The sequence below is a fragment of the Streptomyces sp. NBC_00414 genome (genome assembly GCF_036038375.1).
Lineage (GTDB): Bacteria > Actinomycetota > Actinomycetes > Streptomycetales > Streptomycetaceae > Streptomyces.
On record NZ_CP107935.1, the window covers coordinates 3,679,689 to 3,694,304 of the forward strand.

17 protein-coding genes are annotated in these 14,616 nt (G+C 70.4%); 6 read left to right on the forward strand and 11 right to left on the reverse strand.

The features are described from left to right. Positions 1-69: 69 nt before the first annotated feature. From OHS59_RS15655 to OHS59_RS15670, 4 genes are all read right to left on the reverse strand, one after another. Positions 70-678: a Clp protease N-terminal domain-containing protein gene (locus tag OHS59_RS15655; RefSeq protein ID WP_328494014.1), complete on the reverse strand. Its 609-nt coding sequence runs from the start codon at positions 676-678 to the stop codon at positions 70-72. Further along, positions 678-887, reverse strand: coding sequence for a helix-turn-helix domain-containing protein (locus tag OHS59_RS15660; protein ID WP_010984411.1), 210 nt, complete (start codon positions 885-887; stop codon positions 678-680). Before OHS59_RS15660 ends, OHS59_RS15655 begins: the two co-directional genes overlap by 1 nt. Before the next feature lie 135 nt (positions 888-1,022). After that, complete coding sequence (locus tag OHS59_RS15665; RefSeq protein ID WP_328494015.1) at positions 1,023-1,988, reverse strand: zinc-binding dehydrogenase; 966 nt, start codon at positions 1,986-1,988, stop codon at positions 1,023-1,025. 590 nt (positions 1,989-2,578) lie between these two features. After that, the gene (locus OHS59_RS15670) at positions 2,579-3,802 is read right to left on the reverse strand and encodes an NAD(P)-dependent malic enzyme (protein ID WP_107021358.1); all 1,224 of its coding nucleotides are present in this window, start codon (positions 3,800-3,802) and stop codon (positions 2,579-2,581) included. A gap of 659 nt (positions 3,803-4,461) precedes the next feature. Here OHS59_RS15670 and OHS59_RS15675 point away from each other — a divergent pair. The 3 genes from OHS59_RS15675 to OHS59_RS15685 are packed head-to-tail and all read left to right on the forward strand — an operon-like array spanning position 4,462 to position 7,213. Next, on the forward strand, positions 4,462-5,424 hold the full coding sequence (locus OHS59_RS15675; protein ID WP_328494016.1) for an ABC transporter substrate-binding protein: 963 nt from the start codon (positions 4,462-4,464) through the stop codon (positions 5,422-5,424). 41 nt (positions 5,425-5,465) lie between these two features. Continuing rightward, positions 5,466-6,407, forward strand: a complete 942-nt coding sequence (locus OHS59_RS15680; RefSeq protein ID WP_328494017.1) for an amino acid ABC transporter permease — start codon at positions 5,466-5,468, stop codon at positions 6,405-6,407. Positions 6,408-6,460: 53 nt separating this feature from the next. After that, positions 6,461-7,213, forward strand: a complete 753-nt coding sequence (locus OHS59_RS15685) for an amino acid ABC transporter ATP-binding protein (protein WP_328499221.1) — start codon at positions 6,461-6,463, stop codon at positions 7,211-7,213. A 301-nt stretch (positions 7,214-7,514) separates the two neighbouring features. Here the strand turns inward: OHS59_RS15685 and OHS59_RS15690 are convergent, their stop codons facing one another. Further along, a complete protein-coding gene (locus tag OHS59_RS15690) occupies positions 7,515-8,273 on the reverse strand; it encodes a class I SAM-dependent methyltransferase (RefSeq protein WP_328494018.1) in 759 nt (252 codons plus the stop codon). Between the two features lie 98 nt (positions 8,274-8,371). On the opposite strand from OHS59_RS15690, the gene OHS59_RS15695 reads away from it, so the two are divergent. Continuing rightward, positions 8,372-9,001 carry a CGNR zinc finger domain-containing protein gene (locus OHS59_RS15695; protein ID WP_328494019.1) on the forward strand — a complete coding sequence of 210 codons (630 nt, stop codon included), beginning with the start codon at positions 8,372-8,374 and terminating at the stop codon, positions 8,999-9,001. Here OHS59_RS15695 and sodX read toward each other — a convergent pair. Then, on the reverse strand, positions 8,905-9,339 hold the full coding sequence (gene sodX, locus OHS59_RS15700) for a nickel-type superoxide dismutase maturation protease (RefSeq protein WP_328494020.1): 435 nt from the start codon (positions 9,337-9,339) through the stop codon (positions 8,905-8,907). The two genes, OHS59_RS15695 and sodX, sit on opposite strands and share 97 nt — an antisense overlap. Positions 9,340-9,483: 144 nt before the next feature. On the opposite strand from sodX, the gene sodN reads away from it, so the two are divergent. After that, on the forward strand, positions 9,484-9,879 hold the full coding sequence (gene sodN, locus OHS59_RS15705; RefSeq protein WP_005480378.1) for a superoxide dismutase, Ni: 396 nt from the start codon (positions 9,484-9,486) through the stop codon (positions 9,877-9,879). 229 nt (positions 9,880-10,108) lie between these two features. Then, entirely contained in the window at positions 10,109-10,552 is a 444-nt protein-coding gene (locus OHS59_RS15710; RefSeq protein ID WP_328494021.1) for a hypothetical protein, read from the forward strand. Positions 10,553-10,603: 51 nt separating this feature from the next. Here OHS59_RS15710 and OHS59_RS15715 read toward each other — a convergent pair whose 3' ends face one another. The 5 genes from OHS59_RS15715 to OHS59_RS15735 form a co-directional block, all read right to left on the reverse strand. Continuing rightward, a complete protein-coding gene (locus OHS59_RS15715; RefSeq protein WP_328494022.1) occupies positions 10,604-10,939 on the reverse strand; it encodes a MerR family transcriptional regulator in 336 nt (111 codons plus the stop codon). 163 nt (positions 10,940-11,102) lie between these two features. Next, positions 11,103-11,579 carry a hypothetical protein gene (locus tag OHS59_RS15720; RefSeq protein WP_328494023.1) on the reverse strand — a complete coding sequence of 159 codons (477 nt, stop codon included), beginning with the start codon at positions 11,577-11,579 and terminating at the stop codon, positions 11,103-11,105. Positions 11,580-11,753: 174 nt separating this feature from the next. Further along, the gene (locus OHS59_RS15725) at positions 11,754-12,140 is read right to left on the reverse strand and encodes an STAS domain-containing protein (RefSeq protein ID WP_328494024.1); all 387 of its coding nucleotides are present in this window, start codon (positions 12,138-12,140) and stop codon (positions 11,754-11,756) included. Between the two features lie 238 nt (positions 12,141-12,378). Beyond that, a complete protein-coding gene (locus OHS59_RS15730; protein ID WP_328494025.1) occupies positions 12,379-13,107 on the reverse strand; it encodes a GAF domain-containing protein in 729 nt (242 codons plus the stop codon). Further along, positions 13,104-13,952 carry a GAF and ANTAR domain-containing protein gene (locus tag OHS59_RS15735; protein ID WP_328494026.1) on the reverse strand — a complete coding sequence of 283 codons (849 nt, stop codon included), beginning with the start codon at positions 13,950-13,952 and terminating at the stop codon, positions 13,104-13,106. Before OHS59_RS15735 ends, OHS59_RS15730 begins: the two co-directional genes overlap by 4 nt. Between the last annotated feature and the right edge of the window lie 664 nt (positions 13,953-14,616).

A 14,616-nucleotide genomic window follows, 5' to 3' on the forward strand; every position in this document is an offset into this window, starting at 1 on the left:
CTGGTCGGGCGCGGCGATCGCGGTGGCCCCGAGGGACGAGGCGGGCCCACCGCGGACCGCCTCGCTCCCTCAGCCCGCCTTCGCCTCTCCCCCGCCGTACAGCACGCGCCGCAGTGCCGTGTAGGTCACCCCGTGGTCGGCCAGGACCTCCGAGGGGACGCCGGGGCGGGCGGCGAGGGCGAGGAGGAGATGCTCGTCGCCGATGTGCCGGTCCTGCTGGGCGACGGCCATGCGCAGGGACTCGGTGAGGACGTCCCGCGCGCCCCGGCCGAAGGGGCGGCGCCCGCCGGTGAAGCCGGACCACCAGCCCCGGCCACGCCCACCGTCGTTGCCGCCGTTCTTCCCGTTCCCCTGGGTTGACTCCAGCGCACCCTCGCCATGGGCCTCCTCGACCCGGGAGACGATCGCCGAGACATCGATGCCCAGCCCCGAGAGAGCGTCCGTGTCGGCGCGGGAGAGCCCGCCGCGACGGCGCGCCTCGGCCAGAGCCCGTTCGACGGACTCCCTGCGCCCTCCGAGCCCCAGCGACGTCAGGGCGAACGACGCGCGGCTGGCCTCTCGGTCGAGGAGCGCCAGCAGCAGGTGCTGCTCCTCGACCGCCTCCGCGTCCAGCCTCTCCGCATGGCCGATCGCGCCGAGGACCACCGCGCGGGCGTCCTTGGTGAACCGTTCGAACATCACTGCCTCCCGTACTTCTTGTGCACGGCCTGCCTGCTGACACCCAGTTCCGCGGCGATCTCCTGCCACGACCAACCCTGATTGCGCGCGCTGCGCACCTGAACCGCTTCGAGCTGCTCCAGGAGTCGCCGCAACGCGGAGACGGCTCGCAGCCCGATCCGCGGATCACGGTCGCCCGCGCGCTCGGCGAGATCCGTTGCTTCGGTCATGATGTCAACTTAGATTGACACACCCGGGCGTGTCAACTGTGGTTGACACGCCCGGGTGCGGGAGGCGCACTACGCGGTAGGGCCGACGGGTGGGAAGGGTGACGGGCGGGAAGGCGATGTCGGTGACGGGCGGTGTCAGGGTGCGGTCAGTACGACCTTGCCGAAGAGTTCGCCGGACTCCATCCGTTCGAAGCCCTCGCGGGCCCGGTCCAGCGGGAGGACCTCGTCGATGACGGGGCGGACGCCGGTGGCGGCGCAGAACGACAGCAGGTCCTCCAGCTCGTCCTTCGTGCCCATCGTGGAACCGACGACCTTGAGTTCGAGGAAGAAGATGCGGGTCAGCTCGGCGTGCGAGGGGCGGTCGCCGCTCGTGGCACCGGAGATGACCAGGGTGCCGCCCGGCTTGAGGGACTTGACCGAGTGGGACCAGGTGGCGGCGCCGACGGTCTCGATGACGGCGTCCACGCGCTGCGGCAGGCGGGCTCCGGACTCCACGGCCTCGACGGCGCCGAGCTCCAGGGCCCGCTTGCGCTTGGCCTCGTCCCGGCTGGTGGCGAAGACCCGCAGCCCCGCGGCCTTGCCGAGCGCGATCGCCGCCGTGGCGACACCGCCGCCGGCGCCCTGGACGAGTACGGAGTCACCGGGTCGTACACCCGCGTTGGTGAAGAGCATGCGGTAGGCCGTCAGCCACGCGGTGGGCAGGCAGGCGGCCTCTTCGAAGGAGAGTTCGGCGGGCTTGGGGAGGATGTTCCAGGTGGGTACGGAGACCTGTTCCGCGAAGGTGCCCTGGTAGCGCTCGGTGAGGATGGACCGCGGTTCCTTCGGGCCGACGCCATGGCCCGTCTGACCGATGACGGAGTGCAGGACGACCTCGTTGCCGGCCTCGTCGATCCCGGCGGCATCGCATCCGAGGATCATCGGCAGCTTGTCCTCGGCGAGGCCGACTCCGCGCAGCGACCAGAGGTCGTGGTGGTTCAGGGAGGCGGCCTTGACGGTCACGGTCGTCCAGCCGGGGCGGGCCTCGGGAGCGGGGCGCTCGCCCAACTCAAGGCCGTTCAAGGGCTGGTCACGGTCGATACGGGCGGCGTAGGCAGCGAACATGTCCCGACCCTAGGCCGCGGGTGCCTCCGGCGGAACCGGGCCCGTCTGTGACACGCGTCCCCCCACCGGGCGCCGACTCACGCGGCGGCCCGCGGCCCCCGGAGTGAGGGCTGTACCCGGCGCTCAGGTGCGGACCGGTGAGACCGTTCGCGCAGTTCCCCGCGCCCCCAAGAGACAGCGGCTCCCCCGCCATCGTGGCTGAGCGCGCAGTTCCGCGCACCCTTGGGGGCGGGGCTGCGCCCCGGCTTTTTTGGGGGCGCGGGGAACTGCGCGTACGGCCCCCACCGGAGCGCACCCGGCACAACACCCCAGCCAGACTCCACCGAACCGCACCCCGCACAACACCCCAGCCAGACTCCACCGAACCGCACCCCGCACAGCACCCCGGCCTGACCCCACCGAACCGCAACCCGCACAGCACCCCGGCCTGACCCCACCGAACCGCACCCCGGCCGGACCCCACCGGGCCCGCGCCCGGACACACCCGCTCGGCCGAATCACCGGCGAAAGGTTTTCCGGGAGCAGGATTCGGGCCCCGCCCAACCAGGACGGGGCCCGAATCCCACAGCCGGAGCCGGGAGGCGGAACGGCTACCGCCGGGCCACACCCTCCGCCCGAGCGGCAGCGGCAACCGCCGCGGTGACCGCCGGAGCGACCCGCTCGTCGAACGGCGACGGAATCACATAGTCCGCGGCAAGGTCGTCCCCGACGACCGCAGCCAACGCCTCGGCCGCCGCGATCTTCATCCCCTCGGTGATCCGGGAGGCCCGCACCTGGAGCGCCCCCGCGAAGATCCCGGGGAACGCCAGCACGTTGTTGATCTGGTTCGGGTAGTCCGACCGCCCGGTGGCGACGACCGCCGCGTACTTGTGGGCGACATCGGGATGCACCTCGGGGTTCGGGTTCGCCATGGCGAAGACGAACGCGCCCTCGGCCATGGAGGCGACGGCCGGCTCCGGAACCGTACCGCCGGAGACGCCGATGAAGACGTCGGCCCCGGCGAGGGCGGACTCCAGCGAGCCGGAAAGGCCGGCCTTGTTGGTCATGACCGCGAGGTCCCGCTTGACCGGGGTCAGATCGTCCCGGTCGACGGACACGATGCCCTTGCGGTCCGCGACGGCGACGTCCCCGAGCCCCGCCTCAAGGAGGAACTTGGCGATGGCCACCCCGGCCGCGCCGGCGCCCGAGATCACGGCCCGCAGCTGCCCGAGCGAGCGCCCGGTCAGCCGCGCGGCGTTCCGCAGGGCCGCCAGCGTGACGACGGCCGTACCGTGCTGGTCGTCGTGGAAGACGGGAATGTCCAGCCGTTCCTGCAGCCGGCGCTCGATCTCGAAGCACCGGGGTGCCGAGATGTCCTCCAGGTTCACGCCGCCGAAGGACGGCGCGAGCCGCACGACGGTCTCGACGATCTCGTCGACGCCCGTGCAGTCCAGCGCGATCGGCACCGCGTCGACGCCGCCGAACTGCTTGAACAGGATCGCCTTGCCCTCCATCACGGGGAGGGAGGCCTCGGGCCCGATGTCACCGAGACCGAGCACGGCGGTCCCGTCCGTCACGACGGCGACCACGGACGACTTCCAGGTGTAGTCGTGGACGAGTTCCGGCTGCTCCGCGATGGCCATGCAGACCTTCGCGACGCCGGGGGTGTACGCCAGGGACAGGTCGTCCTTGTCACGGACGGGCACGGTGGCCTGCACGGCCATCTTGCCGCCACGGTGCAGCGCGAACGCCGGGTCGAAGGAATCGAGGGGCTCGGCCCCGCCGTCCTGATCCGTACTGCTGTCGCTGCGAGGATTGACGATCTCCGCTGCCACTTTGTTTTACCCCTTAAGTCTTCATGGTTGAGGGTTGCCGCTCCTGGTGAGGAGCGGGCGGGCACCGCGCGTGTCCCTGATGACTGTTAAGTACGGAACATGCGCGACGGGCGCGCCGCACACGCGCCCTGAGCCCCGGATGAGGGGTGTAAGGATCCTTCTTACCGGACGGACCGCACCGCGGACGAGTCCATAAAGCGAAGGTCACATGTGGGCGGCCGAAGGTCACACACCGGAGAGGCGGGGCTCGCACTCCGGCGAGCCCGGGCCCGTATACCGGAGCACGAAGGTCACATACCGGTGACATGACTCATGACCGAATGTGTCGAAAAAGCCCATTTAGCGAATAAGCAGCCGATAGGCGCCATGGCGTCGTAAGTGCCCAGAAGCGGTCGCTCACATCATGGGATTCGCAGCAGATCTTCCGGCTCTCGCGGGGGTTTTCCGCACAAGATCCGGTCAAGCCGGACCGCTTCGGTCCGGTTCGGGGGTCACCCGTTATCCGATTTTGACATGGCGGGAACCCTGAAGGGTCGAGTCCGAATGGCAAGATGCCGTAATCACACGAGGTCGCGACACCCGAAGGTGTGTGTTCTCGTCGACCCATCGGCTACTGCCGACCCATCGGCAACTCCACCCACCCGCCGGAGGAACCCACCATGACCGCAAGCTCCACCCGTCGTACGACCGCCGCGCAGTCCCGGATAGCCGCGGTCGGTGCGATCGCGGTCGCAGGCGCCCTGCTGCTCACCGGCTGCGGTGACCAGACCAAGGACAAGGACAGCGGCGGCTCCGACACCGCGGACTCCAGCGCGGCCCCGCTGGCCGACAAGCTGCCCGCGGCCGTCCGCGACAAGGGCGTCATCAAGGTCGGCTCGGACATCGCGTACGCGCCGGTCGAGTTCAAGGACGACTCCGGCAAGACGGTGGGCATCGACCCCGACCTCGCCGACGCCATGGGCAAGCAGCTCGGCGTGAAGTTCGAGTTCGAGAACGGCACGTTCGACACGCTGCTCGGCGGCCTGCGCTCCAAGCGGTACGACATCGCGATGTCGGCGATGACGGACACCAAGAACCGCCAGGAGGGTGTCGACGCCGACACCGGCAAGAAGGTCGGCGAGGGTGTCGACTTCATCGACTACTTCACCGCGGGTGTCTCGATCTACACCAAGAAGGGCGACGACCAGGGCATCAAGACCTGGGCCGACCTGTGCGGCAAGAAGCTGGTCGTCCAGCGCGGCACCGTCTCGCACGACCTGGCCAAGTCCGAGGCGAAGAAGTGTGCCAAGGGCAAGTCCATCTCCATCGAGGCCTTCGACAACGACCAGCAGGCCCAGACCCGGCTGCGTTCGGGCGGCGCGGACGCCGGCTCCTCCGACTTCCCGGTCGCGGCGTACGCGGTGAAGACCTCGGGCGGCGGCAAGGACTTCCAGCTCGTCGGCGAACAGGTCGAGGCCGCCCCGTACGGCATCGCGGTCGCCAAGTCCAACACCGAGGTGCGCGACGCCGTCAAGGCCGCCCTCGACGCGATCATCGAGAACGGCGAGTACAAGAAGATCATCGAGAAGTGGGGCGTCGAGGCGGGCGCAGTCGAAGCGGCCGCGATCAACGGCGGAAAGTGACCGTGTCTCGCTCATCGACACGTCGCTGAAAGGCATCACCCGTGAATGACTTCAAGAAGACCGACTCGTCGGCGGACACCCCGCAGGCCGGACCGGAGGCGATCAGAGCCATCCCGGTCCGGCACTACGGCCGGTACGTCGCCGCCGTGGTCGCCCTCGGCATCTTCGGCCTGCTCGTCTGGGCCTTCGCCAACGGCGACATCAACTGGGGCGCCATCCCCGACTACTTCTTCAACGACCGGATCCTCAAGGGCGTCCGCGAGACCCTCGTACTGACGTTCCTGTCGATGCTCATCGGCATCGTCGGCGGCGTGGTCCTGGCCGTGATGCGCCTCTCGAAGAACCCGGTGACCTCGTCGATCGCCTGGTTCTACATCTGGTTCTTCCGCGGCACTCCGGTCCTGGTCCAGCTGTTCGTCTGGTTCAACCTGGGCTTCGTCTTCCAGTACGTCAACCTCGGGCCGATCTACAAGGACCAGTGGGCCGACTTCATGACGCCGTTCCTCACGGCGCTGCTCGGTCTGGGTCTGAACGAGGCCGCGTACATGGCGGAGATCTGCCGCGCGGGTCTGCTCTCGGTCGACGAGGGCCAGACCGAGGCCTCGCACGCCCTGGGCATGAGCCACGGCAAGACCCTGCGGCGGATCGTGATCCCGCAGGCGATGCGCGTGATCGTGCCCCCCACGGGCAACGAGGTCATCAACATGCTGAAGACGACCTCCCTGGTCGCAGCGGTGCAGTATCCCGAACTCCTGAGGTTCTCCCAGGACATCGGCACCACCTCAGGCGCCACGGTCGAGATGCTCTTCCTGGCCGCCGCCTGGTACCTGATCATGACCTCGGTGCTCAGCGTCGGGCAGTACTACATCGAGCGGTACTACGCCCGCGGTTCGAGCCGCGCCCTGCCGCCCACCCCGTTCCAGAAAATCAAGGCGAACATGCTGTCCCTGTCCAACCGCTCGGGCGGAGGTGTCAACGCATGAGCGCCGACGCGAACGTGACCAAGGACGCGACCGGGGCGGGCTCCGGTACGGCGATGGTGAAGGCCGAGGGCGTCCACAAGTCCTTCGGTCCGGTCGAGGTCCTCAAGGGCATCGACCTCGAAGTGAAGCCCAGCGAGGTCTTCTGCCTGATCGGCCCGTCCGGCTCGGGCAAGTCGACGTTCCTGCGGTGCATCAACCACCTGGAGAAGGTCAACTCCGGACGGCTGTACGTCGACGGGGAGCTGGTCGGCTACCGCCAGAAGGGCGACAAGCTGTACGAGCTGAAGGACAGCGAGGTCGCGCTGAAGCGGCGGGACATCGGCATGGTGTTCCAGCGGTTCAACCTGTTCCCGCACATGACGGCGCTGGAGAACGTCATGGAGGCGCCGGTCCAGGTCAAGGGTGTGAGCAGGGCGCAGGCGCGGGAGCGGGCGGGGCAGCTCCTGGAGCGGGTGGGTCTCGCCGACAAGGCCGGCAACTACCCCTCACAGCTCTCCGGCGGCCAGCAGCAGCGGGTCGCGATCGCGCGGGCGCTCGCGATGGAGCCGAAGCTGATGCTGTTCGACGAGCCGACGTCGGCGCTGGACCCCGAGCTCGTCGGTGACGTCCTCGACGTCATGCGCGACCTCGCCGAGTCCGGCATGACGATGATCGTCGTCACCCACGAGATGGGCTTCGCCCGGGAGGTCGGCGATTCGCTGGTCTTCATGGACGAGGGCGTGGTGGTCGAGTCCGGCCACCCCCGAGAGGTCCTGACGAACCCGCAGCACGAGCGGACACAGTCGTTCCTGTCGAAGGTGCTCTAGCCGTCCGGCGGCGGTTGCGGATACTACGCGGAGGGGCGGTACGGGTTTCCCGTACCGCCCCTCCGCGTTCGTCGACTGCGGGCCCGGTGGGGGCGGGCCCAAGAGATTGCGCGGTTCCCCGCGCCCCTGGGCACCTCAACCCGTCCGGCGTGCACCTCTCAGCCCGCCCGGCGTGCACCTTTCAGCCCGTCCGGCGTGCACCTTTCAGCCCGTCCGGCGTTTGAGGACAAAAGGGGGCGAGGGGGCGCAGCCCCCATACAGTGACGGGGAGGGTAGGGGCGGCGGGGGCGAGGGAAGTCTGCTACCGGACGGCCAGGACCAGCGCGTCGGACGGCGACCGCCACACCTCCCGCGCCTCCGCGAACCCCGCCGCCCGCAGGGCCCCCGCATGCCACGAGGCAGAAGGCGTGTCCCCGTCGGCATGCTCCCCGTAGATCTCGAACCGCCGCGCCGTCGGCTCGGCGAGCACGGGATCCTGCGCGGCGAGCGCCCACCACTCGGCCCAGTCGAGAACCCCCGCCGCCTTCGCGGCGTCCATCCGCGCATGCCGCTGCGCACGATCCGCCGCGTTGATCCGAGGTGTCGTCTCGTCGACCATGTGGTCCGCGTTCATGAACACACCACCGTCACGGACGAGCCCGGCGATCTGTCCGTAGAGGACCGTGAGGGGCTCGCTGTGCAGCCAGTGGAGGGCGGTCGCGGTGAGAACGGCGTCGTACGACCCGTACGGCAGCAGCGAGGCCCAGTCGGGGTCCTTGAGGTCCGCCGTGACGAACGTGACCCGGTCGTCCCCCGCGAACGTGCCCTCGGCGATGGCCAGGAGCGCCGGATCGAGGTCGACCCCGGTACTGACAGCGTTCGGGAACCTTTCGAGGAGCCGGGCCGTGATACTTCCCGTACCGCACGCGAGGTCCAGGACCCGGGGCTCGGGGCCCACCAGCGCCTCGACCATGTCGAGCATGACCCGGAAGCGTTCCTCACGGTCCGGGAGGTACCACTCCTGCTGCCGGTCCCAGCTCTCCTGCCACGCGGCCCAGTCGGCCCCGGTGGTGGTCGTCATGACAGCCCCTTTCCCGCCCAGGATGTAATACCCTGGAAGCACAATTAGCCATTACCTGTCCGCATCACGACGATAGAGTGCCCTCGTAAGGACTACAAGTGGAACTGGCCTATTACTCGGATTACGCCGTCCGTCTCGTCAACAGCGAGGAGCCGGCCCGGGGCAAGGACGCGCTCACCTCGGTCGAGGCCATCCGTGACCTCTTCGGGGGCAACGCGTCGGCGGCCCGCCGCGCCACGGACTCGGACGTGACCCGCTTCCGTGGCGTACGGGCCCGGCTGCGCGCGGTCTTCGAGGCGGCGGACGGCGACGACGAGACGCTCGCCGTGGACCTGCTGAACTCACTGCTGCTGGAGTTCCCGGTCAGCCCGCAGATCTCGGGCCACGACTTCCGGGACGACAACGGCCGCCCGCTGTGGCACATGCACCTGGCGGACCACCCCTCGAACGCGACCGCGGGGTACGCGGCGATCGCCGCGATGGGTCTGGCCTTCCACCTCACCGAGTACGGCGTGGACCGTCTGGGCCTGTGCGAGGCCGCGCCGTGCCGCAACGCCTATCTCGACACCTCGACGAACCGCTCCCGCCGCTACTGCTCGGACCGCTGCGCGACCCGGGCGAACGTCGCCGCCTACCGCGCCCGCAAGCGCCTGGAGGCGGACCGGCCGGAGAGCACCGGCCGGGCGGCCGACCACAACCAGCGCGCGACCGCGAACGGCGAGCGCTGACCCTTCTCCGGCGGCCGGTAGCGGAACCACACCTTCCCGAGGACCAGCTCCTCGGGCACGGTGCCGTAGTCCCTGCTGTCACCGCCGGCGAACGAGTTGTCGCCGAGCACCCACCAGCCTCCCTCGCGCCGCTCGGCCGCCCGCTTGACGACCAGCAGGTCCTGCTGGAACGGATGGCGCAGGACGACGACGTCGCCGGGCCTGACCCTGGCCCCGTACTGCACGACCAGATGATCCCCGTGAAGCAGCGTGGGCGTCATCGACGGCCCCGTCACCTCGGCGGTCCCGAAGGGCAGGACGGCCCTCCCGCGCTCGGTCTCCTGTGACAGCTCCGGCATCCCGGCACCTCCCCGGTCCTATCCTCCACGAGTCCCAGTCTCACCCTGGACTTTTGTCCTAAGCCCATGGGGGCACTCGCAAAAACCCGTCACTCACGGAGTAATGTCCCACCTGAGAAGACGATCACGAGGAAGGACAGCTCAATGCTTTCCCGCCTGTTTGCCCCCAAGGTCAAGGTCAGCGCACACTGCGACCTGCCCTGTGGCGTGTACGACCCCGCCCAGGCCCGCATCGAGGCCGAGTCGGTGAAGGCCGTGCAGGACAAGATGGCCGCCAACGACGACCCGCACTTCCAGGCCCGCGCCACCGTCATCAAGGAGCAGCGCGCCGAGCTCGCCAAGCACCATGTCTCGGTGCTCTGGAGCGACTACTTCAAGCCCCCGCACTTCGAGAAGTACCCGGAGCTGCACCAGCTGGTCAACGACGCCCTCAAGGCCCTCTCGGCCGCGAAGGCCTCGACCGACCCGGCGACGGGCCAGAAGGCTCTCGACTACATCGCCCAGATCGACAAGATCTTCTGGGAGACGAAGAAGGCCTGACCTCGCGTCACGCTCTCTGGTCTGCGGTTGTTCCGACCGCAGCGCCTTCCTGACCGCACCCGGTCCGCAGGCCGCCGAACACGGCGTCCGCAGCGGTCCGGGTGCGGTCGTTCTGCTTGCCCCGCGGGTACAGGGAACCTCCCCACGGGAGGGAAAAGAACTTGAGCTGATCATTGTCAACCCGGCGGTCGGCGGAGTATAGAGAACGTGACGCGGGAGGGGTGACGACATGATCACCGAACTGGCTGTGGAGCGGGTCGAGTTCGCCTGCGTCCGGTGCCGGGACCGCTGGACCGTCGACTACGACGTGCAGCGCTTCATGGACGGCCTCGGGCATGAATGGGAGTACTTCTCCCGCGACAACCGCAGTGTGCCGTCGCCCTACGCCGCCGAGAGCGCGCCCCGTTGCGACCGCTGCGGCCGCCGCCGGGCGGGGCGCCTCGCGGCCCGCCGACCCGTGCCGCTGCCCGGCATGCCGGGCTCGCCCCGCAGCCCGGTCCCCGACACCGGCGGCCACCGGCCCGAGCGGCACAGTGCGCCCGTCCTCTCGGCGACCGACCACCGGCAGCCCGCCCCGACCGCCCTTCCGGCCACGACCGCGGCCCCGACCACGGCTGAAGCTCCGGCTCCGGACAGTCAGGTGGCCGGCGACCCGCACGGCGCCACTCCCTGACGGACGGCCATCCCCGGCTCCCGGACTCCAGCCCCAAGACCCCTGGGACTCTCAGCCCCTCGCCGCGCGGCCGCTGTCCGCGCGCCGCTCCTCCCGCAACTCGGCCAGGTCGGACTCCAGTTGGGCGACCCAGTGACGGAGCGTCAGCACATGCCGTACGCCGGCCAGGGTGACGCCCTCCTCGATCAGATCGAGCGCCTCGGCCACCTGGCCGATCTCCCTGCGGGTGTAGCGCCGCTGGCCGCCGGCCGACCGTACGGGAACTATCACGCCCTGCTCGTCCAGCCTGCGCAGGAAGGCGAGCTGCACGTCGAGCATGTCGGCGACCTGGCCGATGGTGTAGAGCGCCGCGTTCTCGTCGTCGATCGGCAGGGTCGGCACAGGCATCCCCCCGTTGAGGCCCGGCACACATCCGGCCCGGCACAAACCTGCGAGCCAGTTTACGGATTCCATGGACCGTGATTAATACGAACGGGGACTGTTTCGCCGGCGCGGGCAGGGCGGCGCACGCGCTCCATGACGGCGCCGCGCGCGCCCGCGCCACGGGCGCTCACATCCGGGCGTGGTCCTGCGGCGCGTGCAGCGGGCTCCGCAGGGGGATGCGGTGCCCCACGAACGTGGGACGGGTCAGGGCCAGGAACCAGGTGTCGGACCTGACGTCGAGGCCCCGGGCCTCGGCCAGCCGCCGGCACTCCCGCACGTCGTCGCAGGCGGCGATCCAGCGGGGCCGGGCGACGGCGGTGACACTGTGCACCTCGCGCCGGGAGTCGGTCAGGTCGTCGGTCTGCAGCGCGACGAGCCTGCGCGGGGAGATCACCTCGGACAGGGCCCGGGCGACGGGGCTGTCCTCGGGCAGGAGCACCACCGGTTCGCCGTCGAAGTGGACCAGCCCGACCAGTTCGATACGGGGCAGACCGCGGCGGGTGACGGCCAGTCGGGCGGCCGGCGTGCGAGCCAGCGCCTCCCGGCACTCCTGCTCGGTCAGACGGTTCCGGCGCTCCGGCCCGGTCGGGTGACGCTCGTCCACGCTTCGGCCCTCCGCCGGCGCCCGCGCACGCCGGCATGGGCGCACTCGGACCGCGTCCGATGTGGGGGGTGCCTGCCGGGGTCCCGGGCCGGCGCCCCCGGACCGGGTGAACCCGCTGCGGGAGCGCACCCCCACTCTCGTACGGCGAAAGAGCCCCGGCAAGACGCTGTCCGGTCAGGCGGGAACACCGCGCCCGGCGGCCTTGTCCTGCGGTGACCTGGGTTCGTCGAGGAACGTGAAGGTGCGTTCGAGCCGGGAGAGGCGCAGTACACGACGGACCTTGGCGGGGGTGTGGGCGAGCCGCAGTTCGATGCCGCTCAGGCAGGTGCGGTTCCTGATGCGGACCAGCAGGCGCAGGCCGCCGGCGTCCAGGAAGGTCACCGCGCCGAGGTCCACGACGACCACGGAGAAGGCCTGGTCCCGGGGGCGGTCGAGGAGTTCGGCCACCCGCGGGAAGAGTTCCTGTTCGGCCCATGCGTCCAGTTCCCCACGGGGCAGGAGTAACAGCGTGTCTCCTGCCGTCCGGTGGCGCAGGCCGAAGGTGACGTGATGGGTGCCCATGGCCCACCTCAGTGCTCTCTCCAGGAATGACGGCAAACGCGTTGGCGCGACTGGGGGAGGACGCGCGGCGGACGCCACCAGGGTCTTGGGCGGCACCGAAGTGATACTCACCATCGTGCCCGGTCAGATGCGTTCGTACGCCGTACGCGGGCCGGTTCTTGTTGGTTGTTGCATGTATCGGGCGCCGCTGCGCACGCCGGTGTGCGGGGGCGTGCGCAACGGCTCGGACGGGTCGGGGTCACGCCAGGGCGGCGAGCACCAGGGCCGGTTCAAGAGTGCGGCGGACCAGCGCCTGGGCGGTCGAGGTGAGCCGGTTGCCGTTGAGGCCGCTGTAGGCGAGCAGTGCCTCCATGGCTCGCGCGGGTTCGAGCTGGCCGTGTTCGACGAGCATGCCCTGCGCCATCTCGACGGTGGCCTTCGCGGCGACGGCCGCCTGGACGTGGGTGAGGATGTCCATGGGCCTGGCGGGGTCCGGGCTCCAGTGGACCAGGGCCACGGCGGCCACGTCGGCGAGCGCCTGGGCCAGCCGCAGGTCGCCCGGCAGGAGGCCGGCCGGCGCGTTCAGCAGGAGGCTCACGGAACCGATGGTCTGGTGGTTGACCCGCAGGGGCAGCGCGTGCGCGGCGCCGTAACCCGCTTCCTGGGCCTGTGCGGTGAACCGCGGCCACCGGTCGTCGAGCCCGTCGAGATGGGTGGCGTCCACCGGCAGCCGGGTCCGGTAGCAGTCCCGGCCGGGTCCTTCCCGGGTCTGCGTCTGGACCAGTTCGGCCGAGGCCGCGTGGGCGGAGACCGACATCGTACGAAGGTCGCCGCGGACGGTGGCCATCATGACGCTGACCGTGTCGGCGCCCACGATGCCGACGCAGTGCCCGGCCAGCCGGTCCAGCAGGACCAGCGGGTCGAACCCGTCGGCGAGGGTGTCGGCCAGCCCGACGAACGCCTCGGCGAGCTGCTCTTCACGGGTCATGACCGGTCACCGTCTCCTTCGTCGCCGAGCCGACCGCGGCCCTTCATCTGATCGTCGTCCGCTTCCGGCTGGAAGCGCAGAGTCCGGGCCAGAACGTCCTGTGCCACCTCGGTGACCGTGCGTCCTTCCGAGAAGGCGTGTGCCCGCAATCGGTCCAGGGCCTGCTCGGGATCCGTCCCGAGTTGGACCATGACCATGCCGACGGCCTGATGGACCTCGATGTGGTCGGCTTCCGCGGCATCCACCCATGACGCTACTCCTGCTTCGTCCGCCGAAACGAAGCCGTCCGAGGCGGCTTCGAGATTCAGTACGGCGAACGTGACCGCGTCCCGGGCCAGCAGCGCGATCCGCAGGTCCCTGGGGGACAGGGGCCCGACGGTGTCCCGGTAGAGATCGAGGGTGCCGATCGCGAGCGCGCCCGCGCCGAGCGGCAGCGAGAAGACCGCCCGGACACCCAGATCGACGGCCTGGTGGGCGAAGACCGGCCAGCGGCGGGCGTCCGGCCCCGTGGTGAGGTCCGGTGCGAGCACCGGAGCGGCCCGGTCGAGGGCGCTCTGGCAGGGGCCGTCGCCCAGCGTGTACTGCGCTTCGGCGAGGCGCGCCGCCGTGTCGTCGCTGGCACACCACAGCGCGCGTGCGGTGCGGCTGCCGGTGATCGAGATCGAGGCTCCGGTGACGGGCAGCAGGTCCACGCAGGCGCCGCACAGCAGCTCAGGCACCCTGCGCACCTGACTGGACGAGGTCAGGGACGTGAAGGCCTCCGTGACCCGGCGACGGTCCTCCACGTCGGACGGCTGTATACGGTCGGGCATCTCGTTCTCGCCGCCGCGGTTCTCGGGCCGCATCGGCTTCACCTCCGCCCGGTCGCACGGCCAGCAGCATGATCCACCAGTATCGCCCACGCGGACACCTCTGGAGGGCCGCCACCGGCCCGTCGCGCCCCGTCGGGCCGCGACGCTCGTGTCCCCCAGTGTCGTCCTCCCGGCCGCTCCGGGCTCTCACCGGTCCCGACCCGTACCGTTCCGGGTCGCACAGGTTCCGACTCGTACCGGTTCCGGCCGGGGTGGCTGTGGGGCCGTACAGCGAGCGACCGCACGGCCGCCGGATCGGTGGCCGCGTCACCCGTTCCCGGTACGCCGTCCGTGAGTGGCCGGTCACCCTCTGTTCGGCGGAGCCGGTCCGGCCTAGGGTGACCGGTGCCCCGGCCCCCGGCCCCCGGCGGAACATCGTGTGCGTCGTCGAACCCGTGCGCCGAAACCGAGGTGAGGGCCTTGCGAAGGGGACTTCGTGCCCGGGAGCGCCGGCACGCGGCGACCGGCTTCGCCGGACGGCTCGCCGTCCCCGCACCGTGCGCCGTTCGGCCGCCGCCCCGCCCCGTCCCCCTGAAGTCCGACGTCCAGGGCGGTGGCGGAGCCCCGCCTTCCCCCGGACCTCGTCCCGTCCCTGCCCTCCGCGCGTTCCCGGTCTCCCGTCCGCCCTCGGGAAAGGCACTCTTCCGAACGCTCCGCC